Annotated in this window: 25 protein-coding genes; 16 read left to right on the top strand and 9 right to left on the bottom strand. The window is 54.7% G+C overall.

Going from position 1 to position 25,150, the window contains the following annotated elements:
- Positions 1-53 precede the first annotated feature (53 nt).
- Positions 54-1,061 (bottom strand): outer membrane beta-barrel protein, encoded by a 1,008-nt coding sequence (locus ACYX34_RS14745; RefSeq protein ID WP_462077332.1) that lies wholly within the window; start codon positions 1,059-1,061, stop codon positions 54-56.
- 22 nt (positions 1,062-1,083) lie between these two features.
- Here ACYX34_RS14745 and ACYX34_RS14740 point away from each other — a divergent pair, with 22 nt between their 5' ends.
- Together ACYX34_RS14740 and larB are read left to right on the top strand one after the other, a co-directional pair.
- Positions 1,084-2,100 carry an NAD(P)H-dependent glycerol-3-phosphate dehydrogenase gene (locus ACYX34_RS14740; protein WP_462077331.1) on the top strand — a complete coding sequence of 339 codons (1,017 nt, stop codon included), beginning with the start codon at positions 1,084-1,086 and terminating at the stop codon, positions 2,098-2,100.
- 2 nt (positions 2,101-2,102) lie between these two features.
- Positions 2,103-2,864, top strand: coding sequence for a nickel pincer cofactor biosynthesis protein LarB (gene larB, locus ACYX34_RS14735; RefSeq protein ID WP_462077330.1), 762 nt, complete (start codon positions 2,103-2,105; stop codon positions 2,862-2,864).
- Between the two features lie 19 nt (positions 2,865-2,883).
- Here the strand turns inward: larB and ACYX34_RS14730 are convergent, their stop codons facing one another.
- Positions 2,884-3,408 (bottom strand): hypothetical protein, encoded by a 525-nt coding sequence (locus tag ACYX34_RS14730; RefSeq protein WP_462077329.1) that lies wholly within the window; start codon positions 3,406-3,408, stop codon positions 2,884-2,886.
- Positions 3,409-3,611: 203 nt separating this feature from the next.
- Here ACYX34_RS14730 and larC point away from each other — a divergent pair, with 203 nt between their 5' ends.
- From larC to rsmA, 5 genes are read left to right on the top strand one after another with little or no spacing between them, the layout of a single operon-like run.
- The gene (gene larC, locus ACYX34_RS14725; protein ID WP_462077328.1) at positions 3,612-4,817 is read left to right on the top strand and encodes a nickel pincer cofactor biosynthesis protein LarC; all 1,206 of its coding nucleotides are present in this window, start codon (positions 3,612-3,614) and stop codon (positions 4,815-4,817) included.
- Entirely contained in the window at positions 4,814-5,815 is a 1,002-nt protein-coding gene (locus tag ACYX34_RS14720; RefSeq protein WP_462077327.1) for a sodium:calcium antiporter, read from the top strand. Before larC ends, ACYX34_RS14720 begins: the two co-directional genes overlap by 4 nt.
- Entirely contained in the window at positions 5,805-6,872 is a 1,068-nt protein-coding gene (pdxA, locus tag ACYX34_RS14715) for a 4-hydroxythreonine-4-phosphate dehydrogenase PdxA (protein WP_462077326.1), read from the top strand. Before ACYX34_RS14720 ends, pdxA begins: the two co-directional genes overlap by 11 nt.
- A complete protein-coding gene (locus ACYX34_RS14710; RefSeq protein ID WP_462077325.1) occupies positions 6,862-7,179 on the top strand; it encodes a hypothetical protein in 318 nt (105 codons plus the stop codon). Before pdxA ends, ACYX34_RS14710 begins: the two co-directional genes overlap by 11 nt.
- 2 nt (positions 7,180-7,181) lie before the next feature.
- A complete protein-coding gene (gene rsmA / locus ACYX34_RS14705) occupies positions 7,182-8,015 on the top strand; it encodes a 16S rRNA (adenine(1518)-N(6)/adenine(1519)-N(6))-dimethyltransferase RsmA (RefSeq protein WP_462077324.1) in 834 nt (277 codons plus the stop codon).
- A gap of 158 nt (positions 8,016-8,173) precedes the next feature.
- Here rsmA and ACYX34_RS14700 read toward each other — a convergent pair whose 3' ends face one another.
- Both ACYX34_RS14700 and ACYX34_RS14695 read right to left on the bottom strand, forming a co-directional pair.
- Positions 8,174-8,815, bottom strand: a complete 642-nt coding sequence (locus ACYX34_RS14700; protein WP_462077323.1) for an OmpA family protein — start codon at positions 8,813-8,815, stop codon at positions 8,174-8,176.
- A 15-nt stretch (positions 8,816-8,830) separates the two neighbouring features.
- Complete coding sequence (locus ACYX34_RS14695) at positions 8,831-10,048, bottom strand: hypothetical protein (RefSeq protein ID WP_462077322.1); 1,218 nt, start codon at positions 10,046-10,048, stop codon at positions 8,831-8,833.
- A 1,634-nt stretch (positions 10,049-11,682) separates the two neighbouring features.
- On the opposite strand from ACYX34_RS14695, the gene ACYX34_RS14690 reads away from it, so the two are divergent.
- Positions 11,683-12,606, top strand: coding sequence for a diguanylate cyclase domain-containing protein (locus ACYX34_RS14690; RefSeq protein ID WP_462077321.1), 924 nt, complete (start codon positions 11,683-11,685; stop codon positions 12,604-12,606).
- 410 nt (positions 12,607-13,016) lie between these two features.
- Positions 13,017-13,511 (top strand): tol-pal system protein YbgF, encoded by a 495-nt coding sequence (ybgF, locus tag ACYX34_RS14685; RefSeq protein WP_462077320.1) that lies wholly within the window; start codon positions 13,017-13,019, stop codon positions 13,509-13,511.
- Positions 13,512-13,731: 220 nt separating this feature from the next.
- Here the strand turns inward: ybgF and ACYX34_RS14680 are convergent, their stop codons facing one another.
- Both ACYX34_RS14680 and ACYX34_RS14675 read right to left on the bottom strand, forming a co-directional pair.
- Positions 13,732-14,241, bottom strand: a complete 510-nt coding sequence (locus ACYX34_RS14680) for a DUF2726 domain-containing protein (RefSeq protein ID WP_462077319.1) — start codon at positions 14,239-14,241, stop codon at positions 13,732-13,734.
- Between the two features lie 6 nt (positions 14,242-14,247).
- Positions 14,248-15,438, bottom strand: coding sequence for an anhydro-N-acetylmuramic acid kinase (locus ACYX34_RS14675; protein ID WP_462077318.1), 1,191 nt, complete (start codon positions 15,436-15,438; stop codon positions 14,248-14,250).
- Positions 15,439-15,734: 296 nt separating this feature from the next.
- Between ACYX34_RS14675 and ACYX34_RS14670 the strand changes: the two genes are divergently transcribed.
- The 4 genes from ACYX34_RS14670 (at position 15,735) to ACYX34_RS14655 (ending at position 19,129) form a co-directional block, all read left to right on the top strand.
- On the top strand, positions 15,735-16,643 hold the full coding sequence (locus ACYX34_RS14670) for a metal ABC transporter substrate-binding protein (RefSeq protein ID WP_462077317.1): 909 nt from the start codon (positions 15,735-15,737) through the stop codon (positions 16,641-16,643).
- A 22-nt stretch (positions 16,644-16,665) separates the two neighbouring features.
- A complete protein-coding gene (locus ACYX34_RS14665; RefSeq protein WP_462077316.1) occupies positions 16,666-17,484 on the top strand; it encodes a metal ABC transporter ATP-binding protein in 819 nt (272 codons plus the stop codon).
- 15 nt (positions 17,485-17,499) lie between these two features.
- A complete protein-coding gene (locus ACYX34_RS14660) occupies positions 17,500-18,330 on the top strand; it encodes a metal ABC transporter permease (RefSeq protein WP_462077315.1) in 831 nt (276 codons plus the stop codon).
- A gap of 169 nt (positions 18,331-18,499) precedes the next feature.
- The gene (locus ACYX34_RS14655) at positions 18,500-19,129 is read left to right on the top strand and encodes an outer membrane beta-barrel protein (protein ID WP_462077314.1); all 630 of its coding nucleotides are present in this window, start codon (positions 18,500-18,502) and stop codon (positions 19,127-19,129) included.
- Positions 19,130-19,389: 260 nt separating this feature from the next.
- Here ACYX34_RS14655 and ACYX34_RS14650 read toward each other — a convergent pair whose 3' ends face one another.
- The 3 genes from ACYX34_RS14650 to ACYX34_RS14640 all read right to left on the bottom strand — a co-directional run bounded on the left by ACYX34_RS14650 (position 19,390) and on the right by ACYX34_RS14640 (position 21,558).
- On the bottom strand, positions 19,390-19,821 hold the full coding sequence (locus ACYX34_RS14650; protein ID WP_462077313.1) for a GNAT family N-acetyltransferase: 432 nt from the start codon (positions 19,819-19,821) through the stop codon (positions 19,390-19,392).
- Positions 19,822-20,131: 310 nt separating this feature from the next.
- Complete coding sequence (locus tag ACYX34_RS14645; RefSeq protein WP_462077312.1) at positions 20,132-20,554, bottom strand: hypothetical protein; 423 nt, start codon at positions 20,552-20,554, stop codon at positions 20,132-20,134.
- Entirely contained in the window at positions 20,548-21,558 is a 1,011-nt protein-coding gene (locus ACYX34_RS14640) for an RluA family pseudouridine synthase (RefSeq protein ID WP_462077311.1), read from the bottom strand. Before ACYX34_RS14640 ends, ACYX34_RS14645 begins: the two co-directional genes overlap by 7 nt.
- A gap of 184 nt (positions 21,559-21,742) precedes the next feature.
- On the opposite strand from ACYX34_RS14640, the gene ACYX34_RS14635 reads away from it, so the two are divergent.
- The 3 genes from ACYX34_RS14635 to ACYX34_RS14625 all read left to right on the top strand — a co-directional run bounded on the left by ACYX34_RS14635 (position 21,743) and on the right by ACYX34_RS14625 (position 25,000).
- The gene (locus ACYX34_RS14635; protein ID WP_462077310.1) at positions 21,743-23,173 is read left to right on the top strand and encodes a circularly permuted type 2 ATP-grasp protein; all 1,431 of its coding nucleotides are present in this window, start codon (positions 21,743-21,745) and stop codon (positions 23,171-23,173) included.
- Positions 23,174-23,246: 73 nt separating this feature from the next.
- Positions 23,247-24,233, top strand: coding sequence for an alpha-E domain-containing protein (locus tag ACYX34_RS14630; RefSeq protein ID WP_462077309.1), 987 nt, complete (start codon positions 23,247-23,249; stop codon positions 24,231-24,233).
- Positions 24,230-25,000 (top strand): peptidase, encoded by a 771-nt coding sequence (locus ACYX34_RS14625; RefSeq protein ID WP_462077308.1) that lies wholly within the window; start codon positions 24,230-24,232, stop codon positions 24,998-25,000. Before ACYX34_RS14630 ends, ACYX34_RS14625 begins: the two co-directional genes overlap by 4 nt.
- Positions 25,001-25,150: the final 150 nt, after the last annotated feature.

The following is a 25,150-nucleotide window of genomic DNA, read 5'->3' as shown; positions in this document are numbered from 1 at the left end:
GTATGCCACCTACATACATGGGAATGCCCCCGAGATACTAGCCCGCTGAGCACCTAGAAGTGATAGCTCACCCCAAATGAGAAGATTGTCGGATTATAGGTCGCCTTAAAGCCAAACGCTCCGGCGTCGTTTGCATCAAAACTGAACCTCGTGTAGTTGTACCGCACTTCTCCATATCCCGAGATGTGTTTCGTAAAGAAGTATTCGGCGCCGACCTTTGCATTCAGACCTACAGTCGTTGAACTCTGTGTTCCTGCAAACGTGACCTCTGTCGTATTGATCCGGGATAAGAATATCCCGGGACCAACCCCGACATAGGGTTGAAATCGTGCCTTGTTGTAGCGAAACATGAGATTGAACGGCGCAATAGTGATCACCCGAAAGTGGTCGCCCGGAAATATGTTCGTGACGCTCCCACTTGCAACAGTCCCCCCAACGACGGCGGTTCCGGGAAGAATACTGACCCTTGTCGGTCCCTGCTCAATATGCGGGGTGGTGTAGTAGGCCTCCAGTTCCACCCCGAACCAGCTCACGCGTGGAAAGTAGTAGCCGATCTTCCCGCCCCACACAGGAGAGCTGGCCAAATCTCGACCTGACATCGACCCTCGAGGAGTGAGGATCGATCCAGGAGGGCCACCAAGATCGGTAAGATCAACTCTCGTAAGCTTGTTGTTGTCGCCGAAGAGCGTGGTTCCAACTTGTCCACCGATGTACATTTCTGCATAGGTGCCGGAGACGTTCAGCGAGAATAGAAAAACTGCAAGCCACGCGGTTCGCAGCCTGATTCCTGAACCACTTCCTCTCTCAAGCAGCTGTTTCATCAACATTTTTTGCCATCCGTTGGGCTCGTCGCGATTGCCCATTCCATAACCTGATTCATTCGCAGCAGCATGTTTTTCAAATCCACAACGGGCTTTTGAGCAGGTTCCGTGCCATGTCACAAGATATTGATTCCAATACTCCATTACACGCCGGAGAGCATTGGGAGGACCTGCTCCATTCATTGACAGGTTCTTGAAGCCGTTCCTATAATCTGCTCCCTTGAGTGTGTTGGTGATCATGTGGACAGCAGATTGATCGCTTATGACTGTTTCTATCAGCACGATGTGTGTGATCGGTGCAGGAGCCTGGGGTACAGCCCTAGCCAAACATCTGGCCGAGAAGGGGTTGAATGTTCGTCTCTGGGCCTATGAGCAAGACGTCGTTCGCGCCATCAATACCTCTCACGAAAACCCGATTTTCCTTAAAGGCGTCCTGCTCCCCCACGGCTTGATCGCCACTTCATCGTTGGAAGAAGCCGCGAGCGCATGTGAGGGACTCGTCTTCGCCGTACCTTCCCATGCCACGCGATCCGTGCTTCGAAACCTGAGGCCTTTCTTAGCCGATCCCATTCCATTGATCTGCGCGACCAAAGGCATTGAGGAAGAAACGGCCAAATTGATGACCCAAGTCATGGAGGATGAGTTACCGGCCGCCATGCACGATAGGCTGATGGTGCTTTCTGGTCCGAGCTTCGCCGCTGAGCTGAGTGCGGGTCAGCCCACAGCCGTTTGCCTGGCTGGCCAAAACGCGCCGCTCGTCCAGCGGTTTCAGAGTGCGCTGATGACGCCCGTCTTTCGCGTGTATGCCGACAGCGATCTGCTGGGCGTCCAACTCGGAGGGGCGCTGAAGAATGTGATGGCATTGGCCGCCGGCGTGATCGATGGCCTGGAACTTGGGCTCAACGCCCGTGCCGCCCTCATTACCCGTGGGTTGGCGGAAACGATCCGGCTCGGTGTCGCGATGGGAGCCGACCCCCGCACGTTTTATGGACTCTCCGGTGTCGGTGACTTGGTGTTGACCTGTACCGGAGCTCTCAGTCGGAATCATTCGGTGGGCGTCCGACTCGGAAAAGGCGAGCGGCTTGAGACCATCGTCAACGGGATGCAGGCCGTCGCCGAGGGCATACGAACGGCTCGTGCCGCGTTCACCTTGGCCCTCCGCCACCACGTCGAGATGCCCATCATTCAGGAGATCAACGCCGTTCTCCATGAGAACAAAGCCTGCCGAAAGGCGGTGCGTGACCTCATGGAGCGGGATGCAAAACTGGAAAAGGGATAACCATGAATCCAGAAGGGCTTGAACAATTACTCCAACAAGTCCACCGAGGCCAGCTGACCGTCGAACAAGGGCTTCAGCGTCTGCGCTCTCTTCCGTATGAAGATCTTGGATTTGCGTCGCTTGACCACCATCGGTCGTTGCGGCAAGGGTTCCCTGAAGTCATCCTCTGCGAGGGGAAAACCACGGAGCAAGTCGTGGCAATTGCTCGAGCCTTGATCAAAAAAGGAGGCCCCTTCCTTGCCACCCGTGCAGAACCGACGGTCGCCCGGGCGATTCGCCGCCTCGATCGGCGGGCGCGATACTATCCTGACGCGCGTCTCATCGCGATCCGCCCGACACGGCGGAAAGCCCAAGGCCACATTCTGGTGGTGACCGCTGGCACGGCCGATGTTCCCGTAGCTGAAGAAGCTCGTATCACGGCAGAAGTGATGGGGAGTCGCGTTGAACGACTGTACGACGTCGGAGTCGCAGGGATTCATCGCCTGCTGGGGAAGAAGGATCGCTTATTTGATGCGCGGGTTATCGTCGTGGCGGCCGGGATGGATGGTGTCTTGCCAAGTGTCGTGGGGGGACTCGTTCATTGTCCGGTTATTGCGGTCCCGACGAGCCGAGGGTATGGCGCCAGTTTCGGCGGAGTAGCTGCCTTATTGACGATGCTGAATTCCTGTGCGTCCGGTGTGGGGGTCATGAATATCGACAACGGGTTCGGCGCCGCCTGCCTCGCACATCGAATCAACCTGCTGGGCCTGAAGCCTGAGCCTTGATGTGAGCGCTTCGGAGAGATCAGTTGACTTCGATCATCCCCCGTTTCGGCCAGGCGACCATCATCGTCCGAAGCCCTTTGTCACCGTTGACTAGCAATTTTGTCCGTACTTCATACGCGTAGGTGCCTGCCCCGGCCACTTGCTTCCGGTGATCCTGCCCATCCCATACCAGTTCAACCAACACCTTGGGGCGCTCCTGTTCCCCATTCTTCGTCGACACGATCTGAACAGGCTGCCGATGCGTGAGAAACCGAAGTGAAGTCTTCGACGGTGAACTGATGAGGGACGTGACTTCCAAGATCATGGCTCGATCGATATTTCTCGGAAGCTGAACCGTCACTGAGAACCGAAGCGGACCATCGCCCTGCGTATACGGCATTGGGGTAATATCCAGATTGACGATCTTAAGCTCTGGTTCAGGCCTGGGCGCACGAGACGGCTTTTCTTTGGCGAGACTCTCGCTCGGCAGAACACCGACCAGGAAGCCGTACAGACAGAGAAGCCCAAGTGTCAGTCTTTTACCACGTTGCTGGCACGATCTCATCAACAACAGAACACCTACCTTCATATGAAATGGGTGATGCATCCGCAGTGACTGACGGTCACTGCACGCGGCTCATCTTTTAATGGGGGATAACATAGCCTCTCCAAGCTGTCAACGAAGCATCAACAATGAACCAATGATTGCCGTTCAGCCACACCTCCGGTAAGATGTGCGGTCTTTTTCCATTCCGAGCAAGGAGAGCCGTGGGCCGACATCTGCACTTCGACTGTTTTTCTGGCGTGAGCGGGGACATGATCTTGGGCGCATTGGTCAGCGCAGGCCTGCCCTGGGCAGACCTCGTCAACGGCCTCAATCGCCTGAAGCTGTCCGGCTATACATTACGGAAGCGAGCGGTACACCGTGGCGCACTCCATGCGGTAAAAGTAGACGTCCAGATCCAACGAGGGTTCGAGCGACCGCTGACGCTTTCCCGTATTCGACGTATTATTATTGCCAGCTCGCTCCCGGATTTGGTCAAGACACGCAGCCTTTCCGTCTTCGATCGATTGGCTGACGCAGAAGGGTTGGCCCATCAGGTCCCTGCGAAAGATGTGCATTTTCATGAAGTGGGCGTGGTCGATTCATTCATCGATGTGGTGGGGGGCGTCCTAGGCTGCTATCTCCTGAATGTGACCCGTGCGACCTCCTCCCCGATCAATGTGGGAGCCGGTTCGATTCAGACTTCCCATGGTCGCCTACCTGTGCCAGGACCGGCCGTGGCCGCATTGGCCAAAGGTATTCCCGTCTATTCCGATGGTCCACGGCACGAGCTTGCCACACCAACCGGCGTGGCACTGGTGCGGACATTGGCATCGGAATTCGGCCCCCTGCCGGTCATGCGTAGTCTCGCGGTCGGACATGGCGCCGGAGACCGCAATCCAGAGGACTGGCCGAATGTGTTGCGCGTCTTTTTACAGGATGACTCGACACCTGATGCCTATCAAACCGAACGCATCATGCAAATTGAGACGAATCTCGACGACCTCAATCCTCAGATCTATGAGCACGTCATGGAGCAACTCTTTGGCCTCGGCGCCGTCGACGTCGCACTGATTCCCGTTGTCATGAAAAAAAGTCGGCCAGGTGTGTTGTTGACCTGTCTGACCCCAAAAGAACAGACGAACGCGGTACTCGAAATTCTCTTTCAGGAAACACCCACGCTCGGTGTGCGGCTGCAGGAAGTCACTCGACAGGTCCTCCCACGCCGTATCGTCCCTATCACGATCCAGGGAGGAACCGTTCGCATGAAAGTAGCCCATCTGGGTGCCGGATGGGACAAGGCGGCACCGGAATATATCGACTGCCAATCTATTGCGAGACGATCTGGTCGTCCGCTCAAGAGTGTCATGGAGGAAGCCTTGCGAATCTATCGACAGACAGCCCATAAGAAACTGCGAGGCCGCGCATGAGCACCCTGTACTATGTTCTCCTGTTCCTCGTCTCGGTGGTCGTGACACTGGGTGGGTGTGCCCTGTTCACCAACGCGATCGAATGGTTGGGCAAACGGCTCGGGATTTCTGAAGGCGCGGTCGGAAGTATCTTCGCGGCCATCGGCACTACGCTTCCTGAAACCTCGATTCCGATTATTGCCATTTTCTTCGGTGAAAGCGCCGAGGAGAGCGAAGTCGGATTGGGCGCCATCCTCGGGGCGCCGTTTATGCTCAGTACGTTGGTGCTGCCGATCTTGGCTCTGTTGGTGGTGCTGTACGCGCGAGCCGGCAAACGCACCGCGCAGTTTCATCTGAACTACCGCGACGTGCTCACGGACCTGACGTTTTTTATGATCGGCTACCTGGTGGCGCTTGGTTGCGCCTTTGAACGATCACGACTCATCCACCTGATTGCCGCGGGCGGATTGATCTGTCTCTACATTTACTACATGAAACTGAAGTTCGCACCGTCCGGAGAGAGCGAGAGTGGCGAGCTGGAACCGCTCATCTTCGATAAAACCGCGGCAACACCCTCGCACCCGATGATCGCATTTCAAGCGCTGTTGGGGTTGGTCGGCTTGATTTTGGGCGCACATTTGTTCGTGATGGCGGCGGAATCGATGGCGGGATTGTTCTCCATGTCACCGCTGATTTTGACGCTCCTCATCGCGCCGTTGGCCACCGAATTACCGGAAATGTCCAATAGCTTTCTATGGCTGTATCGCAAGAAAGACAAGCTCGCCGTGGCCAATGTGACGGGCGCCATGGTGTTTCAAGGCACGCTTCCCGTCTCGCTTGGGTTGATCGGCACGGAGTGGGTGATCGCTCCCTCCGCATTGACGACCATGATTTTGGCGGTCCAGGCCGTCGGACTCTGCCTCCTCCAGATTCTCCTTGGCGGTCATTGGCGACCGTGGTTGCTGGGGGCGGGCTCTCTGTTCTATATCGGCTATACCGTCTACCTCTATGCCAACTAAGATCCGTCCAACGCGGAAGGCCTCGGCCTCGTCAGCGCTCCCATTGCTCGGAATCACGATGGGAGACCCGGCGGGGATCGGCCCTGAAGTGATCGCAAAAGCGCTGTCGGATCGCCGACTGCACAAGATTTGCCGACCGTTGGTGATCGGATCGCTTCCCGTCATGGCTCGTACCATCAAGGCCCTGCGGCTCAAGCTGACGGTGCTTCCCGTTGTCGGCCATGACACACCGGCCCCCCGCCTAGGTACTGTAGCCGTATTCGACCCGCTGAGTACCCCACTGGGCCGATATACCCCAGGCCTCGCGGCGGCAGAAACCGGCGCTGCGTCGGTCTGTTTCATTGAGAAGGCCGTGGAACTCGCCCAATTGGGCTGTCTCGATGGGATCGTGACGGCCCCGATTAATAAGGAAGCGATCAACATGGCGGGCTGCCGATATCCCGGACATACCGAGTTGTTGGCCGACCTGACTCAGGCGAAAGAATCCGGCATGATGATCGTGGGCGGTCCATTGCGAATCATGTTTGTCACGACCCATGTCGCAATCAAGGCCCTGCCGTCACTGCTCACTCAAGCGAAGATTGAAAAGGCGATCCGTTTGGCTCACCTGGCACTCACCACTCTCTTTGGGATCAAACGACCGAAGATTGGGGTGGCCGCGCTCAATCCGCATGCCGGGGAGCATGGTCTGTTCGGAGATGAGGAAGCTCGGATCATTCTTCCGGCAACTCGCACTGCCCAAACACAGGGCATTCTGGCCAGTGACCCGTTGCCCGCCGATACGCTGTTTGGGAAGGCGGCAAAGGGACAATATGACGGAATTGTGGCGTTGTACCATGATCAAGGCTTGATTCCGCTGAAGTTGGTGGCGTTCGGCACCTGCGTGAATCTCACCGTCGGCTTGCCCATCATTCGCACATCCGTCGATCATGGAACAGCCTTTGACATTGTCGGCAAAGGAATTGCCGATCCGGGGAGTCTGATCGAAGCGGTCACCTTGGCTGCACGAATTGCTCAGAGGCCCGTCAAGAAGGGACGCTCTAATCATGCCGCCTGATGGCTCCACGCAACTGGCCACCATTCGGCAACAGATTGCCGAACTGGACGCGCTTGCACAACAGACCTGTCAGGATCTGAATACCGTTGCTGGAACGGAGCGAGTCCAAAAATGGAAATTGCGCACTGCCGCGCTCCTCACCGCCACGGTCGGCCAGAAAGAGGGACTCGCGTTCGCCCATATTCAACCGGGGCCTTCCTTCACCAACGATTTGCTCGAGGAGTTTACTGATCTCATCGAGAGTTACCGTACGCCGCTTGTCCGCCTCGCCGACACACTCTCTCGTTCATTTTCACCCGGGAGTTGAGGGTGGACTCAGCACCTCCTCCTGCGGCAATCAGACGACTGGGACAGAATTTCCTTGTCGACCCTAACATCGTTCGCAAGATCGTCGCACTCGCGAAGCTCTCCCCCGCTGACACCGTCCTGGAGATCGGCCCAGGCCGAGGCATCCTCACGGAAGCCCTGTCTCGAGCTGCGGGCCACGTGACGGCGATTGAAGTGGACTCTCGTCTTCACACATACCTTTCCGAACGAGCCGCCCACCTTCCTCATGTGACCCTCGTGCTCGGCGATGCCCTGACCTGTCCAATCGAGCATTTGCCGATCGGAACCATCGTCGTCGCTAACCTCCCCTATTATATTTCCACCCCCCTTCTCTTCCGGTTTCTTTCGCACGGCCATCGCTTTTCCCGCATGGTGTTGATGCTGCAAAATGAAGTCGCAGATCGGTTGACCGCAAAGGCCGGAACCTCGGAATACGGTGTCTTATCTGTGATGGCTCAATACTCCGCACATATTTCAAAGGCCTTCAAAGTCTCCCCACAATGCTTCCGCCCTCGACCGGAAGTGGACTCGGCCGTAGTGCTGCTGCAAACGCGCGAACCGAGAGTCAGACGACCTGAGGAAGAGCAACGGTTCACCGCGCTCGTCCGGGGCGCCTTTGCTCACCGACGCAAGACACTCGTCAACTCGCTCAAGAACGAAGGCTATGATTCGAGACATGTAGAAGCCGCATTGACGAAACTCCGTCTCTCTCCCTCGCTTCGTGCTGAAACCCTGACCCTTGAGCAGTTTCTTGAGTTAGCCCATTGGATGGAAGACGACGCCTCACCACGAGCCCACAGCTCATCGCAGCAATGACGGTACCGAGACGAGGTCACTCTCAACGATAGGGAGCAGTCACCAGCTCCGCAATGAGGAAAAGCCGAAGGCTCGACAGTCCGGCGACAAACCCTACAGATGCGTAGGAGATCTCGACCTTTCTGAAGTCTGACTCTATGTGAAATTGTTCGCAACTCTTACTGAGGGTGAAGATGGATCTTAAAAGTGACGCGCCGGCTTCGCTCTCGGTCCAGGTATCCGGCACCATCCCTCAGAAGATTTTGCCTCCCGCGTCCGTTCGCCGTAGCCTTCTGTAGAAAGCATTCGTATGCCCAGGGAAGCTTATTCCGAACCACCTCCACACTCTTGGCCAACACGGCAAACGCGCGCTCCTGGCTCAATCGTAAATTTCGAAGGTCGTCTCCAAGATCATCCGTATACCCTTCTATCAAAAACGCTTCCACCTCTTTGCCACCTTGTGCACAGACCATCGCTGCATACTGCGGCATCATTTCGGACAAAAAGACCTCACTCGAAGGGAGCAACCGACTTTCTCCAAAGTCGAAGTTGAGCGCGGCGTCCGGCACACTGACCGTGAGAGCGCCTGGTTTGTGTTCTTCACGCGTGAGAAGAGGAGGATCGAGTTTTGGGTGCTGCTCCTGTGGAGATCCTGGACTCTGATCATGAGTCGCTTGACTTTCCTGCACACGGCTCACATAGGCGGCAAACAGCAGAATAAAAATCACGGCGAGCGAGGTCATGAGATCGGTCACCCCACTGGAGACTGCCGAGGGCTCGGCAGAGGATTCCGGTACGATTGCAAATTTGCGATGTCTCACGTGACCCCTCTCACTTTACTCGGGATGCGTTGCGCTATTCCCATGGCCGCCGGTTTTGACAGGCAGCGTACCGTGCACGGTTGCTCCCTGGGCTTTCAGTTCCTGAAAGATGGTTTCCATTTCTGATTGTGACAGCTGCAGCGGAAGTGCGTGGCCTTTGATTGTCAGGTTCAGATCCTGGATCACATCGATCAGCGGCTGAACCACCCGTTTCAATGCTTGCTGAACTTCATAGCCGATCTCTCCTGGAAGATCATCGATAGCCGTACCACGCGGAGTCGTGCTCAGTGCGGTGAGCGATTCCGACGCCTTGGTTAAGGCGGCCACTGCCGTACCAAGCCGGTGGTGCATCACCTCCACCAATCGTTTATCGCTCTCGTGTTGAGTGGGGCTCACGCTCGTTGCTCCATGCCCGGCCGGCCCCGCTGAAGACTTCGCCTGTTGATCGACAATCTTTTGAGGAAACACCTCATCGATCAAGGAGAGACACCGCCGGTGTAGGCTGCCCAGACGATGCCACAGGGACGTTTCCAGAAGAGTGAACGCGTTGGCACCAGCCAAACCGGCAATGGATGTGATGAACTTTCCGGAAAGTCCGTTAATGAGACCTTGGATTCCTTCGATCTGCGAGCCGTTTGCATGAAGCTTGCTCAGACCGATGAGAATGGCGAGAAAGGTGAACAGTAGTCCCATCCCGGTCAGAAGCGACGGGAGTTGCCGGTAGAATCCGGCATTGAGGTACTCCGCCATGCACGCTTCAAAGGAGAAGAATTCCGCAACTGATTTCTGTGCAGACACCGTCGGCTCAAGAAACCAGGCCGGCTGCTCAATGGCAAAGGTCTTTCGGTAGGAAAGCCAGTCTGCAGACAATGCCGATTCGGTGCGCATGATCCGATCTAAAACCTGGAGATCGTCTAGATCTCGTCGGGACCCTTGCGCCTCATCTGGCCGCAGCCTTTTTGCCGCGAATGTCGGTATAACGATCCAGTCCTTCGACCCTTGTCGTCGGGCAAGGAGGAGGCTCGATACCTGTGATTGAACTCGAGACAGTGTCTGTCGAATCCGCCATGCCCCAAGAAGAAGCACGGCGCCGTGCCAGCCGCACATGGCAAGAATCACGGCCATGCCGATCCAACTCAGCATGGGACTGTGCAGGCCGCCGACGATTGCAAGATCCTGTGTGAGGAATTCCCACAGGTCGTTCGCCGTAGTCCATCTTCCTATCGAATTCATCTTGCTACGCCCCTATCCTAGCCGAGAACATAGGAATATCCCGTTACCCAGGTCAACTTTCATGCCAGCAAGAACGCATTGTTTCCTGGGTATTCTCCTCATGGCCATACCAAGCGATCGGCAGTTCCTGCCTGGGAGATCGGCACATTCTTCCAGGATAGAACTTCGACCTGAACAGCGAGGGAAAGAATGGTCCGTCATTTCCAGACAGATGACCCTTGATGTATGATCATCCCGTCTTTCTTGGTGATTGGAGATGAACTATGCAGTTTGTCCGTATCGGGAACTGAGCCATCAACCTGGACCTCGTCTCTCATTGTGAAGTTCAAACCTGGCACGATACAGTTTCCGTGAAGATGTTTATGACCGGAACCGCGAACAATACGCCGTTGGTTCTGAACGAGGACGAAGCACAGCTGTTCTGGAAGTATAGAGAGCACATCGCAGAGAAGCCGGTCTAACCCGTCGTACGGTTCGGTTCGTAACGACCTTATCTTCCCCTACCATCCATGGCCGTTCGAATTTATCCCTCGGTGTTTTCCCATCAATGTCACCACTCGCATAAACCAGAGGATTCTTAATATTTCGGCATGTGATCAATCACTTCTCGTCCCAACGTAGTCCCGGTCTGATATTCATGTACGATCACAAGAGTCACGATGGATCAAGATTGATGTGGCCATCTGGTCGATTGATGCCCTCTGTTCGTGGTATGGTTAGGCATGAGCGGTCAGTCAATTTCTCGCAGAGCGTTCAGAAACGAGGGGTATCGTTTCACGATGATCCCACGAACAAGGGTTGTTCACTTCTGTAGTCTTCTCTGTCTCCTCATCGGACTAAGCGGATGCATCAACGAGTTTTCGGTGCTGAGTAGTTCCGGATCTCCATTACTGATTTCACGCCGTGGGTACTCAGCTCAGGATTGTACGGAAAAGGTGAAGGACGAAGCGACTCGGATGGGTGTGACCTTACGCTACGTTCATATACGCGGAAGCCTCGTGGGTCGGTCACTCCTCTGGCCTTTTCAACCAGGATATGCCTGTGAAGCGGCGGTCGGACCTGAACAGCCGCCAATCGGGACCTATCCAGAATCTCCGTCCATCGTTTTCCGCGGATCGTGATTGGGCAACCCTACACGTTCATCCTGTGTCTCCATAAATTCTAGCCTCTACCACCACTCGAGTTGTGTGGCCGCTTTCATTCCCACGCTCCTGCCAGCTTCGATTTCTTTTCGTTCTCAAAAATAGTCCTTTGCTCACTAGCACAGAGACTGGACCCGATCGGTGATTCTTCATGGCTGGTCAGGACCGCCTAGCACTTCCACCATTTGCTTGTTGTATCAGCGCCTTAAGCTATACTTGTTACAGGCCCACGAACCTGCATTATTCATGGGGGGGGTTCGTGATGAAACCACCAAGATGCGACGTGAAACGGGCATACGGAACGCTGAGGGACCAAGGCATACTTGCACCAGCATGTCGAAGTCGCGAGGGGCGAACCTGCCCGCCTGGCTGCAGTGAACCTGCAACCAGGCCTGTCGCAGCAGCGTGTCGGCGGTTGCGGTAGGAGCGTTCATGAATACTGCGGGCTCAAGAGGTTCTCGGCGATGAGGAGCGGGGTGGACCGAACAAGGCATGATCAAGATCCTCTTGGTTGAAGACAATGATGTCGATGCACGCCTCACGCAGGATATCCTTGCAGACTGGAGCCTGGCAGAATTCACGATCACCCATGTGACACGCCTGAGTGATGCCTTCCGCTATCTCGCTCGGACTCGATTTGATGCGGTGCTCCTGGACCTTTCGCTCCCGGATGGGTTTGGACTTTCAACGGTACGACAGATTCACGCGGCTAATCCGACCATTGCGCTCATCGTCCTGAGCGGGCTCAATGATCAGACGCTGGCCTTGCAAACGGTCCAAAACGGTGCGCAGGACTATCTCGTGAAGGGAGAGGGTCCGTCGGAACTATTGGCCCGCTCAATCCATTACGCGATTGAACGGAAACGTGCAGAAGGACGACTCACCTACCTCGCCCAGTACGATCAGCTGACCGGGTTGGTGAACCGCAGCTTATTCCGTGACCGGCTCGTGCAAGCCATGGCACGAAGTAAGCGCCTCCAGCAGCCGCTCGGGCTCATGTTGCTGGACCTCGATCGATTCAAGCCGGTGAACGACACCCTCGGCCACAGCGTCGGCGACCAGCTTTTGAAAGTTGTGGCTGAACGACTTCATGAATGTGTGCGCGAAGTGGACACTGTTGCGCGCATGGGAGGAGACGAGTTTACCATTATCCTCGAGGGATTGATGTGTGAAGAGGATATCTCGTTGGTAGCCCAACGCATCACCGCCTCTCTCTCGAAGCCCTTCTTGCTGGGAGAGCACCAGGCCGTGATCAGTGTCAGCATCGGGATCACCATCTATCCGACCGACGACCATGACATCGATGAATTATTGACACATGCCGATGCCGCAATGTACCGGGCGAAACAACAAGGCGGTAACTCCTTTCAATTCCACATCCCGAATGATTCACCATCCTCGGCACGTCAGAATTGAGAGGGAACCGTCTCGTACGTGCTCCCGACCATACACGTTCACCATGGCCCACTTGCCAACGCTCACCGGGAGGAGATGAGAGAGGCGACGGTTTATTGAGTGGGTAGATTGAGACCAACTGACCCGGAAAAAGAACCGATGGAACAGCACTCCGCATAGTGCTCCCATACTGAGATTGACCTCTTTGGACCTGGCATTCGTTACCACTTGTTAGATGTTGCGTACGCGTACCACCTCGTACAATTCTGTGTCCTGCATAACACGCTGCCGACACTATCCGGATTTTGGCGTCCCGTGCCCGTACGTAAGCCCCTGTTATTTCAGCACTTCATTCTCCCATTTCTCCATCCGCTTGGCACATCGATTGCCTTACAATCCACTCGTTTCAGTTGAACCGATGGAGACCTGATATGTCTGCAAGACACGGTATTGGAATCCTCCTGCTGCTCGTTATTGTCCTCTCCACAGACCAGTCATTTGCCGCCCCTGCGCAGCGTCAAGATACGACCCGTCATCTCTATGATCGCATCATGGAGGAATTTAAACACCGCGACTATGAAGCGGCGATGGCCGGCTTTCGTCTGTTCATTGAGATCCACGGCCAATCTGCACTGGCGGCCAACGCACAATATTGGATTGGAGAATGCCAGTTTCGCACGAGACGATATCGAGACGCCTTACAATCATTCTATGACGTCGTGTCCAATTATCCGTTGAGTCCAAAGTTGGCCGCCTCGACTCTGAAACTCGGCCAGACGTACATCAAACTTGGAGACCAAGAAAAGGCTCGGCTCATGTTCGATCGGGTCATCGATCAATATCCCGAGAGTGCCGAAGCCGAGGTTGCGCGCAAAACGATCGAGGCAATCACACCCAGCGAAGAGACCTCTACAGTCTCACCGTAGCCCGCGTCTAGCAGAACACCAGGCTCATTTGGCCGCACCTTCATTGAACCTGGTGTGGAGCGACTGCTCGGCTGAGATTCGATCGAGTGATCGATCAGGAGTTCGGTTCTGCAGAAATCGAGGTTGCCCGCAAAGCGATCGAAGCACTAACCACCAGCCATGAGACCTCCACACCTTCGCCATAGGTCCCACCGGCTCATGGGAATGGGTTTGTCCAAACCTAATCGTCAGCAGTAAGTTCCAGACGAGTGGCCAAATGAGCCAGGGGATACGTCTTCTTGGCCTGAAGTTTCCTCAGCTTGATCCCTGCTGTATCGAGTAAGGACTCGATGATTTGTTGTGTCTCCAGCTGATGAAGTTCTGTGGATTGAGATTCAATCTGCACGACCTGTTCAACCTGACGGGACCCTGGATGCACCAATGCAAAGTCGACCCGTTTCAGGGCAAGATGACGGAGAACTTGGACTCGTTCCTTTTCTCCGGCATCAACCGTGAGAAATGAGCCGAGCGGCACCTTTGCAAACACAAGATACCGTTCCTGGACAACCATCCTCAGGAGATTATAGAGGGCAACCTCGTCTTCGGCCAAAAGTGGTGTTGGATTCAAGGTGAAGTTGGAAGGCACGGCGCGTAGCGATACGTCTTTCTTTTTTCGGCGGGAACGCGTTCGATACCGCCAAATACTGAACATGATCACGATGACGATTGTCACGAGTAGTAGAAGCTTCATCGCCGTTTATTTTCTCCGTCGACCTGGGTGTAATCGCTCATACCATCCTGGCCCACTTGGAACAATGCACCCCAACAGCCTGGGAGACGTGGCTCCCGTTACTGCCGGAACATTTCCGCACTGTTCCATCACGGTTTGGTAGGCCAAAATTGCGAACGCCACTGACTCCAGTGCCTTGCTATTCCAGCCATGTGCCTCAAAGGTGCTCACCTGAGCGGGGGCAAACACATCGTTCAGATGCTCCATAATCGCCCGGTTTTTAACTCCCCCGCCGCCAACGATCACTTCATCGATTCCACCCTTGATCCAACGCCGTGCCGTGCCAACGGCTTCCGCGGTCCATCGTGTACAAGTCGCCAACAGATCCTCGACCGACAGTTTACGCGCCTGTGGCCAGCCGAGTAACTCCGCCAGCATTGTTTCTCCAAACATTTCTCGCCCTGTCGATTTGGGAGGTGCCTGGGAGAGATACGGATGCGCCAATAATTTGGCCAACAACCTTGAGTCGACCCGTCCTTTCGCGGCAAGACGTCCGTCGCGATCCATCGTCAATCGTCCATTCGTGCTCCTGAACATGATGCCATCCAAGACCATATTGGCTGGACCCGTATCAAACGCGATCAGCCCGTCCCCTTCGGCTCCGCGCGGCAGGTAGGTCACATTGCTGATCCCCCCAAGGTTGATAATGAGTCGCCCTCGGCGAGGATGCTGAAAGAGCAAGAGATGAATCCCCGGCGTCAGCGGTGCCCCTTGCCCTCCCGCGGCAATGTCACGGGGTCGAAAATTGGCCACCGTCGTAATACCGGTCCTCTCAGCGATCACCGCCGGTTCGGCAATTTGGAGAGTGGACCGGATCGCGCCGACTCTCGTATCCTTAATCCCATTCGGGAGGTGATGCACAGTCTGACCGTGCGATCCAATAAGATCAACTTCTTCTGTCGTTAACTGAGCAGCCCGAATGACTCCTAGCGCGGCATCAGCGAACCATTCCCCCAACAGTGCATTCAAATGACACACATCAGCCACCGTCCCGGAGACTGACGCCGAAAGCAGGCGCTGTTGGAGCGAACGTGGATAGGGAAGGGAATAGAACGCCTCCATCTCGATCTCAAGTCGCGTGGATTTCCGAACAATCGACACCAATGCGGCGTCGACTCCATCAGCGGACGTTCCCGACATAAGCCCAACGACCTTCATTGACGCCATCCTTTTATGACCATACCACGTCTCATGAGCTGAGTGTGTCCGCTACGCTAGTCGAACTCACGGCTATGGTCAAGAAGGCGAATGGACAGGGCCGATCAAAAGATTGCAAAAGTCTGCGAGTTTGGTTCTCAGCATGCTCGGCTCCCTTCCGTACGATCAGGTCGCTGTTTCATAACGACACGGCTATGCTCTGCGAACTCCACTCGCAGGACAGCGTTGACAGCGCAAAAACCTGGATGATACGGTCGCCGCCGATGTTTCACATCACTTACGAACGCCTTACCGGTATGAGGACTCCTCTCCTGGCTCTTGTTGTATGGTCCCTTTTCTTCACGTCACCAGCAGAAGCTCGTGACCCAATTCCTATTGTCGTCACCATTCCCGTCTTACAAGACCTGACCGAGCAGGTTGGGGGCCCATTCGTACAGGTGAAGTCGTTGTTGAGCGGCTACGAGAATGAACATACCTACTCCCCGAAACCCAGTGATCTGGTCGCAGTACGCAAGGCCCGGTTACTGTTCGAAGTCGGTCTTGGACTTGAGGTCTGGGTGACGTCGCTGGTGAAGAATGCCGGCAGTGTCGGGTTGCGCGTGATCACGACGTCTCAAGGCGTAGAGCTTCTTCACGATGGTGGGGATATTCACGATGCGATGCATCCAGGCGCACATGAGACCGAGTCTGGTGGGAATCCACATATTTGGCTGGATCCTGTCAATGTCGGCATCATGCTGCGCCACATCACTCAAGCCCTCATCGACGTGGATCCAGTTCATGCACCTGATTTCCGAGCTAACCAGGACGCGTATTTACACCGCCTCGAGCGACTCCGGCAGGAACTGATGAATCGGACTCAACGCCTCCCGGATCGGCGTTTCATTGCACATCATCCAGCTTGGCCCTACTTAGCCAAACGCTTTAATCTGGAGATCATCGACACCATTCATACCCAGTCAGGCACGGAACCATCAGCCCTTCACCTGCAGCATCTGATCGCGAAGATCAAGAAGCAGCACATCCGAGTGATCGCCTCTGAAATCCAGCTGAACCAACGCCTCCCGGAACTGCTGTCACGAGACACCAAGGCCCGTGTGGTGGTGTTGACTACGATGCCGGGTGGAATGCCCGGAACTGAGAGTTACCTCGACATGCTTCGTTATAATGTGCTCCAATTAGCGGGCGCGTTGGAAGCCAACTAGTACCCGTTCAGGATATCCATTCATGCCTCCGGAAGGAACAACGGACTCCGAATCCAATGGTCGCAATCCGATCATCCGCTTTGATCATGCCTCCTTTGGCTTTCCTGGACTCATTGCGCTGAAGGATATCTCTCTGCCCATTTACGACGGGGAGTTCGTCGGCGTGATCGGTCCGAACGGATCCGGCAAAACGACTCTCTGTCGCGCCGTCTTGGGATTGCTTCCGCCAGTGGAGGGGCACCTTCATATTTTTGATTGTGCCTGCAGTGAACTCCGCTGCCACCATCGGGCCCAGATCGGGTACCTCCCACAAAAGGGGGTCGTTGATCGAAACTTCCCCGTGACCGTCCTTGAGACGGTCATGATGGGGCGCTATGGGGCGCTGGGTCTACTGAAGCGACCAGGGAAGAAAGATCGTCACATCGCAATGGAAGCCCTCGCCCAGGTTAGTATGGAGTCGCATAAGGATACCGCGCTCGGACATCTCTCCGGCGGACAGCAACAGCGGGTCTTTATTGCGAGGGCCTTGGCACAGCAACCCAAAGTCCTGATCCTTGATGAGCCCACAACCGGATTGGACATCACCATGCAACACAATGTCATTGAACTCGTCCAGCATCTTCATGACGAGCTCAAACTGACAGTGCTGCTGATCACTCATGATATTAATATGATCCGCTCGCGGGTGGATCGATTGGTCTTGCTCAAGACTCGATTGTTTGCCGCCGGTCCTCCAGCCGATGTCCTCAAGCCGGAAATCCTTCACCAAGTCTATGGGAAAGAGCTTGTGATTACAGAGAAAGATCTCGTCATCGTCGAAGACTACCACCATCACCACTGATAATAACGACACACTATGCTTGACCTCCTCGCCTATGACTTCATGCAACGCTCCCTCCTCGCTGCGGCGATGGTCGGCGGACTCTGCTCCGTTATCGGCGTGTTTGTTGTCCTACGGGGACTCGCCTTCGTCGGTGCGGGAACCTCCCACGCAGCATTTGCAGGAGTGGCTCTTGGTTACCTGGTGGGATGGCCCCCCTTGTTGCTGGCTATTCTGTTCGGCCTGGCCACAGTCTGGATCACGGGTTGGGTTGAAGAACGCGGCCGAATGAAACTAGATGTCTCCATCGGCATTCTGTATACGACGACCATGGCACTGGGCATCCTCTTTATCGGACTGATGAAAACGTACAATGCGGAAGTGTACGGCTATCTGTTCGGCAGTGTGCTTTCGGTCACACCTGAAGAACTTCGTATCATCGGTGCCTTGAGCGTGCTGGTGTTGAGCCTCCTGCTCCTGTTTGCCAAAGAACTCTATTTCATTGCGTTTGATCAAGAAATGGCCGAAGCTTCAGGAGTCCCGGCGCGACAAATGTTTTTTTTATTACTGAGCCTCGTCGCACTGACCGTCGTCGTCTCACTCAAGACCGTTGGGGCCATTCTCGTCTTTGCCATGATTCTGATTCCGGCTTCGACCGCTTATCAACTCACACATAGCCTGACAACTTTGACGCTGTATTCAGCCTTCTTTGGAATCACCACCTCGGTCGTAGGAGTCTTGATTTCTGCCATCTGGGACATTCCCTCAGGCCCTGCTATCGTCCTCTTAGCAACCGTGATCTTTTTCAGTGCCGTCGTCCTGTCACCAAAACGGGCAAGGCGTACAGGAGCCGCTCACTCTCATTAGCCAGCTGATTGATCTCCTCGAGGGAATGCCATAAGCAAGTGCTGATCCCGCTGAATCGACCCGGAAACCTCATATTGGTTCTGGGTCCATAGGGTGATCGGTAGCAGCATGCAGAATCTGCTTGAATTAGCAGATCCTTGGCCTTCCTTTAGAGGAACGGAGGTGTTGTATGTGTTGGTATCAATTCAAGAACGCCGTGGGGGGACTACTCCTCGTTATGGTTGTCTCCCTGGTCTCCCTGTCAACAACAGGATTCGCGCAAGAGTTTGGAGGGATTAAACCTGGCAAGTTGGTACTCGGGTTTCGGGCCGGGTTTACGCCATTGACCCAACAGCTGTCGGAAGGCACCTCCACCTCAATTGGTCCGCTGGTAAACTTCCAAGCGATGTACAGTCTCAATACCTGGTTTTTGGTGGGCATGATGCTCGAGTGGGAACGCCATAGCGTGAGCGTGGAACAGCCGGACGTGGACCTTGGGCACCAGGATACGGTCTCAGTCCTCCCGACGATCGAAATACGCCCAGGCAGATCAGGTCCGCTCAGCCCTTACGTCAATATGAGTTTCGGCGTGAACGTCAATAGCTTCGGTGAAGACACCGCAGTTCGCATCAGCCCGAGTAATACCTTCGCCTGGCGATTGGGATGGGGGACTGATTACCAGCTCAACGAACGGTTTGCTCTCAACATAGAGTGGGCCTATAAGCGGAATGATGGGCACACAACGGGAACCGGTGGCCGGAACAACGACTGGAACACCTCTTCGTTCGGTTTCTTATTCGGCGGGAAGATGTTCTTCTAGTCGCATGCCGCCTCCTAGAAAGGCGACACCTCTCATGCTTGGCGAGGCTATCAACCCGGTATTTGACGGATACCGGCGGATTGTCAATATGGGTTTGGCGGTAAAACACCATCGTCGCAACGTGTCTCATAATCATTCCCCCGCTTGAGGGTTTGGCACGTTTGCCTCAATGGGCCTTTTGTCATGAGTGGCAGGAAAACACCCGGCGGTTGTGGCGGAGAAGAGGAAAAGCACTAAATTGAGGATGTGCATACTCGACATCACTCCATGCGGGCTTGCTTGCTCCGACTCCAGACCATCCCCGTCTGTTCCTTGGAACTGAAGCCGAGTCGTTCATAGAAACCAGGACGCCTGGTACAAAGCCAAAACAGTTCAACCCGTTGTAGTTGTGGGTGATGGAGAATTCGCTTGACGATCTCCGTTCCGACACCTTGGCCTTGATAGGCCCGGTCGACAATGACATCCCAAATCGTCGCCCGGTAGACAAAATCCGTGAGAACTCGCCCAAATCCAATCAGCCGCTCCCCGTCCCACGCGCAAATGGTGAGATCGGTTCGTTGGAGCATTTCTTTGGCATCGTCCAGAGAACGGTCCTTCGCCCATGGAGCCTGCCGAAAGAGTCCTAGGAGCTGCGACGCTTCAGGAAGTTCATGATGAGAATAACTGACAGCAGGCTTGAGGGTTGGAGGCATCTTATACTACAGTATCCCTCGGATTGATCTGAAGTGTACGAGGAAACCAATGTCAACGCAAGTCCGTAGCTGTCCTAAATGTTTCCAACTCATGTGGTTACGAGCAGATGAATACGAGATCCTCGATGCCGAAACGGTTCGGGCGAAATGTCCTCATTGCGAAAACCTCGCGCGATTCAAGCTTGTGACGACAGGGCCCAACGCCTTAGGGCCTAAGATGGGACACTAGCCGCATCCCTGAGTCTTCACGCGAAAGTTTCGAATTGTGCGGTTGAGGCCCTTCAATAAACCAAAGACTCAACACTGTGCCTTACAAGCCTCCACCTGTCTCTGCCAATTCCGGCCGATTGCCAGGAAGAACTTTTCGTAGGGCTACGCGATACTCCGTGAGTCGCTTCTCATCCATTGGTCTGACGTCAATCTCTTGATCTCGGTGCATGCGTTCGAGCTGGTCGATCACTGCCAGGAGCACTTGGACGGTACCGATCAAATTCCCCTGTTCGAAAGCCTCCAATGAACAGATCAACGATTCATTGAGCCCCCTGTACGGAGTACCGGCACTCTGGCGTTGTACCCGAGAGACAATCACTTCATAGTTGTCGATTGCCTCCACAGAGGGTTTCACGCCGGACGGCATTGCCTTCAAATGTACGATGGAGGGAAGGGTCATGGCATAGGTTTTGACGTGTGCAATGAGACCACCTACCGCGTCTATCACCTCTGCTGTCAGCATAGTTCCTCGTTGATTACATTGACATCTGTCGCACCAGAAGGCGTCGACGTCCGATCCTTGGACATAATCCGTTGCTCGAGTGTGTGAATCACACGCTCCATATCGGCCGGAAACGGCCTCGTAAATTCCTCTCCCGTGCCTGTCGAAGGATGGGTAAAACCTAACGTCCTGGCATGAAGCATCACCCGTGGGACCTCGATGTCCGCAAGAACCATCACCTTGTTACCACCATAAGTGCGATCGCCCAGAATGGGATGGCCCAATGAGGTCAGATGCACCCGCAGTTGGTGCGTCCTCCCGGTTTGGGGGTACAGCAAGACGTGTGCGGCCACTTTATCATAGCGCCGAGTCACCACATATTCGGTCACAGACTCCTTGGGACTCGTCGTTCTTGATGAGAACTTCTTTCGGTCTTTACTATCCCGCCCAATGGCAAGATCGATCACTCCTCGTCCTTTTTTGGGAACTCCCCAGACCAGCGCTTCATAGACTCTGGTAATGGTATGGAGCTTGAACTGGGCGGCAAGGGCCCGATGCGCAATATCGGTCTTCGTGATCACCATGACACCGGAGGTTTCCTTATCCAAACGATGCACCAGTCCAGGGCGTTCCTTCCCGCCGATTGTTGAAATGGTCCCACCGGAAGTTTGGAAGTGATGCAAGAGTGCATTCACCAGTGTCCCGCTCCAGTTTCCCGGTGCTGGATGCACCACGATGCCGGGAGGCTTATTCAGGACTAGCAGGGAGTCATCCTCGAAGAGGACCTCAAGCGGAATGGCTTCTCCCTTGATGGAGAGCGGTTCCGGCTTCGGGACATCCATGGTGATCTTGTCCCCGGGTTTGATCTTGTGGCTGGGCTTCACAAGCTGGTCATTGACCCGTATTCGACCCAATTCAATCAACCGCTGCAACGCCGATCTGGACGCGTCTCGCTCTCGGCCGACGAGAAAGATATCGAGCCGCTTTGGCTGTTCACCAGCGGTAATGACAAATTCCGTGATCATGAGCAGAACACGCTACTAAAGACCTCCGGTTAAATGCAATCGGCAGATGCAGGCGACTGGCATTGCTCGCAAGGCGGGGCTCAAAAAGCAATTTGTCTCCCTCTCAGTCTTCATGATCCTGTTCAACACAGTAGTTGAAGCCAGCGAGTCGTTTTGTTAGGGTGCGGCTCCTGGAGCCAGACCCATGGGCATACGCTTTTCGCAATACGATCCTGATGGATTTTATGACGAGCTGTACGAGGAGAAGGGACAACCACGACCCGGAAGTACTCTCTTGCTCAAAAAATTTGCGTCCCTGCCGGAAGGAGAACTACAAAAGCGCCAAGAAGCGGCAGAGCGTGTCATCCTTAACATGGGAATGACGTTCAGCATCTATGGAAGCGATAACGGCCATGAACAAATATTCCCTTTCGACATCGTACCTCGGATCGTCACGGCATCGGATTGGAACCAAATCAACTCCGGGCTTTGCCAGCGCCTCCGTGCGTTGAACTTATTTATCAACGATGTCTACCACGATCAGAAGATCCTTAAAGATGGGGTCATTCCCACCGAGCTGATTTATACCAGCAAGAGCTTTTTGCAACCTTGCATGGGCCTGCGCCCACCGCGCGGCATCTGGTGCCACATTGCCGGAATCGATCTCGTCCGAATTAACGATGGCCACTACTACGTCCTGGAAGACAACACCCGGTGCCCGTCCGGAGTTGCCTATGTGTTGGAAGCAAGACAAGTCATGAAACGGACGTTCCCTGAGTTGTTCGAAGCCTATCGAGTACGACCGGTTGATGGATATCCGAGCCAACTCTTGGAAACCCTTCGCTCCCTCTCTGATCTTCCCGATCCGACCATCGTGATTCTCACCCCTGGCATCTTCAATTCTGCCTATTACGAACATTCGCTGCTTGCCCAAAAAATGGGGGTGGAATTGGTCGAAGCCAATGATCTCGTGGTGGTGGATGGATTCGTCCACATGCGCACCACGAAGGGATCTCAACGCGTCGACATTATCTACCGGCGGATTAATGATGACTACTTGGATCCGCTGGCGTTTCGTCGCGATTCCTTGCTCGGGGTTCCGGGTCTCATGGAATCGTACAAGAGAGGTCGGGTCGCGCTCGCTAATTCTCCCGGCACCGGTGTGTCGGACGACAAAGCCATTTATGCCTATGTCCCGAAGATCATCAATTATTACCTCGCGGAAGAACCGATACTTCCCAATGTGCCGACATATCTCTGTTCAGATCGACGAGATCGAACCTATGTCTTGGAGCATTTGGATCAGCTGGTCGTGAAAGCGACCAATGAAGCCGGTGGCTACGGAATGATGATTGGGCCTCACGCGTCCAAACAGGAACGGGAGGACTGCGCTCGTCGCATTGAGGCGGACCCGCGGAACTACATCGCCCAACCAACCTTGGCCCTCTCACGCGTACCCACCTTAGTGGATGGTCATCTGGAGGGACGTCATGTCGATCTCCGTCCGTACGTGTTGTATGGTCGCGATGTGTCCGTGTTACCGGGAGGCATGACACGCGTGGCGTTGCGGAAAGGCTCTCTCGTGGTAAATTCGTCCCAAGGCGGAGGCAATAAAGACACGTGGGTGTTGTCATGAGGGCTGCCATAAGAAACAGACAAGCTCCTGTCATCGCTCACGGCGCTGTTCAACACACAGGAGCTGGCGAATCATGCTGAGCCGGGTCGCCAGTTCCATCTATTGGTTACATCGCTACATTGAACGGGCTGAAAACTACGCTCGTTTCATCGAGGTCAACCTCAACATGACACTCGATCTTCCTAGAGGCACGACGGAGCAGTGGGAACCGTTGGTCTTCACGACCGGAGATCACGAGAGTTTTTCCGAGCGCTACGGGAAGCCCACGAAAGAAACCGTGATCCAGTTCCTCGTAGCCGATACCACCAATTCCAATTCGATTCTATCTTGCCTCGTGGCCGCCAGGGAAAACGCCCGATCGGTCCGAGAAGTCATCTCTACGGACATGTGGGAACAAGTCAACCGATTTTACCTCATGGTCAGAGACGCCCTTTCAAACGGCTGGTCCGGCCAAAGTCTCCACACCTTTTTGACCGAGGTCAAGGCGAATAGTCACCTGTTTTTGGGCATTACCGATGCCACCATGTCCCATGGAGAGGGGTGGCATTTTGCTCGCCTCGGTCGTTTACTTGAACGGGCGGACAAGACTTCACGTATTCTTGACGTAAAGTATTTCATGCTACTGCCGACGGTCGACGAGGTCGGCACCCCATTCGATATTATTCAGTGGTCCGCGCTGTTGAAATCTGCCAGCGCTCTGGAGATGTATTATAAACGGTTCGGTCGTATCTCTCCGGACGATGTCACGGCGTTTCTGATCCTCGATTCCACCTTCCCCCGAGCCATTCGCTACTGCTTGATCAAGAGTGAGGACTCCCTTCACGCGATCTCCGGGACTGAGCACGGAGCCTATCAGAACCAGGCCGAAAAGCGGCTGGGCCGATTGCGCGCCGAGTTGGACTTCGGCGATCTTGAGGATTGCCTCACCGGAGGACTGCACGAATTCTTGGATCGCTTTCAAGCGCAGATTAATTTCGTCGGGGATGCCATTTACGAGACGTTCTTCGCACCTCGTCCAATTCACATTCACAGCACAGTCGTCGGAGCGGAGGCACAATGACCTTTTGTTTAGGGATGAAGGTGGAAGATGGGCTCGTCGGGATCGCCGATACACGAGTCACCACGGGCGCAGAATGCATCACGGCGGGAAAAGTTTCGATTCATCAGCATGGGCGTCACTCGATGTTTTTAATGACATCCGGGCTACGGTCCGTTCGAGACAAGGCCGTCACGTATTTTGACGAGGCGATCACTGAAGGCGATCAGACCTTCGACAAGTTATTCAAAGCCGTCAACGTGCTTGCCGCACAGATTCGCCGCGTCGCACAAGAAGACCGTACCGCGCTGGATCAAGCAGGCCTGATTTTCAATCTTCACGCCCTTGTGGGTGGGCAATTGGAAAACGACAAGGCGCATAAGCTCTACCTCATCTACCCACAGGGGAATTGGGTGGAAGTGAGTGAAGGAACTCCCTATTGCATCATCGGGGAGACAGGCTATGGAAAACCGCTCCTCGATCGCGTCTTACGGTATGACTCCAGCATGGATCTCGCCATGAAGGTGGGCTTCCTGGCCTTCGATGCCACACGCACAAGCTCGACGAGCGTCGAATATCCGCTCGATGTAGTCCTCTATCGCCACGACACCTTCGACATCATCGAGCACCGTTTTCAGAAGGAAGACCTCGCTGAGATTGCCATCTGGTGGCAATCCCGCATTTACGACTCGGTTGAGAAGTTACCATCGAAGTGGATTGATCGCCTACTCGACTCGCTGCCTCAAGAATCGAGAGCATCCTCCTCAACCCCGACCTCTCCATCGGACTGAGAGAAGGACCTCGACCGGTCCAAAAGATCCTCCTTGATTTTTCCGTGCTTCTGAGACAACGCGACGTGCTACGTACCTGTACTTCTTGGAAGCAAACAGAATGATTTTTCAGTTCCAAGAAAACCATATGGCCACTTTCAGCTAACTATG

Source organism: Nitrospira sp. CMX1, assembly GCF_054902215.1.
Note: the sequence above shows the minus strand (reverse complement) of the source record. Positions and strands in the feature narration are given on the sequence as shown.

What these genes read in the sequence shown, in the direction of transcription:
- ACYX34_RS14695 (WP_462077322.1), bottom strand. Translation starts at nt 10,048, where the DNA reads ATGAATTCGATAGGAAGATGGACTACGGCGAACGACCTGTGGGAATTC.
- pdxA (WP_462077326.1), top strand. Translation starts at nt 5,805, where the DNA reads ATGCCAACTAAGATCCGTCCAACGCGGAAGGCCTCGGCCTCGTCAGCG.
- ACYX34_RS14690 (WP_462077321.1), top strand. Translation starts at nt 11,683, where the DNA reads ATGATCAAGATCCTCTTGGTTGAAGACAATGATGTCGATGCACGCCTC.
- ACYX34_RS14645 (WP_462077312.1), bottom strand. Translation starts at nt 20,554, where the DNA reads ATGCTGACAGCAGAGGTGATAGACGCGGTAGGTGGTCTCATTGCACAC.
- ACYX34_RS14730 (WP_462077329.1), bottom strand. Translation starts at nt 3,408, where the DNA reads ATGAGATCGTGCCAGCAACGTGGTAAAAGACTGACACTTGGGCTTCTC.
- ACYX34_RS14720 (WP_462077327.1), top strand. Translation starts at nt 4,814, where the DNA reads ATGAGCACCCTGTACTATGTTCTCCTGTTCCTCGTCTCGGTGGTCGTG.
- ACYX34_RS14655 (WP_462077314.1), top strand. Translation starts at nt 18,500, where the DNA reads ATGTGTTGGTATCAATTCAAGAACGCCGTGGGGGGACTACTCCTCGTT.
- ACYX34_RS14670 (WP_462077317.1), top strand. Translation starts at nt 15,735, where the DNA reads ATGAGGACTCCTCTCCTGGCTCTTGTTGTATGGTCCCTTTTCTTCACG.
- ACYX34_RS14660 (WP_462077315.1), top strand. Translation starts at nt 17,500, where the DNA reads ATGCTTGACCTCCTCGCCTATGACTTCATGCAACGCTCCCTCCTCGCT.
- ACYX34_RS14710 (WP_462077325.1), top strand. Translation starts at nt 6,862, where the DNA reads ATGCCGCCTGATGGCTCCACGCAACTGGCCACCATTCGGCAACAGATT.
- larB (WP_462077330.1), top strand. Translation starts at nt 2,103, where the DNA reads ATGAATCCAGAAGGGCTTGAACAATTACTCCAACAAGTCCACCGAGGC.
- ACYX34_RS14740 (WP_462077331.1), top strand. Translation starts at nt 1,084, where the DNA reads ATGACTGTTTCTATCAGCACGATGTGTGTGATCGGTGCAGGAGCCTGG.
- ACYX34_RS14745 (WP_462077332.1), bottom strand. Translation starts at nt 1,061, where the DNA reads ATGATCACCAACACACTCAAGGGAGCAGATTATAGGAACGGCTTCAAG.
- ACYX34_RS14635 (WP_462077310.1), top strand. Translation starts at nt 21,743, where the DNA reads ATGGGCATACGCTTTTCGCAATACGATCCTGATGGATTTTATGACGAG.
- ACYX34_RS14640 (WP_462077311.1), bottom strand. Translation starts at nt 21,558, where the DNA reads ATGATCACGGAATTTGTCATTACCGCTGGTGAACAGCCAAAGCGGCTC.
- ACYX34_RS14680 (WP_462077319.1), bottom strand. Translation starts at nt 14,241, where the DNA reads ATGAAGCTTCTACTACTCGTGACAATCGTCATCGTGATCATGTTCAGT.
- ACYX34_RS14630 (WP_462077309.1), top strand. Translation starts at nt 23,247, where the DNA reads ATGCTGAGCCGGGTCGCCAGTTCCATCTATTGGTTACATCGCTACATT.
- ybgF (WP_462077320.1), top strand. Translation starts at nt 13,017, where the DNA reads ATGTCTGCAAGACACGGTATTGGAATCCTCCTGCTGCTCGTTATTGTC.
- ACYX34_RS14625 (WP_462077308.1), top strand. Translation starts at nt 24,230, where the DNA reads ATGACCTTTTGTTTAGGGATGAAGGTGGAAGATGGGCTCGTCGGGATC.
- ACYX34_RS14665 (WP_462077316.1), top strand. Translation starts at nt 16,666, where the DNA reads ATGCCTCCGGAAGGAACAACGGACTCCGAATCCAATGGTCGCAATCCG.
- ACYX34_RS14675 (WP_462077318.1), bottom strand. Translation starts at nt 15,438, where the DNA reads ATGAAGGTCGTTGGGCTTATGTCGGGAACGTCCGCTGATGGAGTCGAC.
- ACYX34_RS14650 (WP_462077313.1), bottom strand. Translation starts at nt 19,821, where the DNA reads ATGCCTCCAACCCTCAAGCCTGCTGTCAGTTATTCTCATCATGAACTT.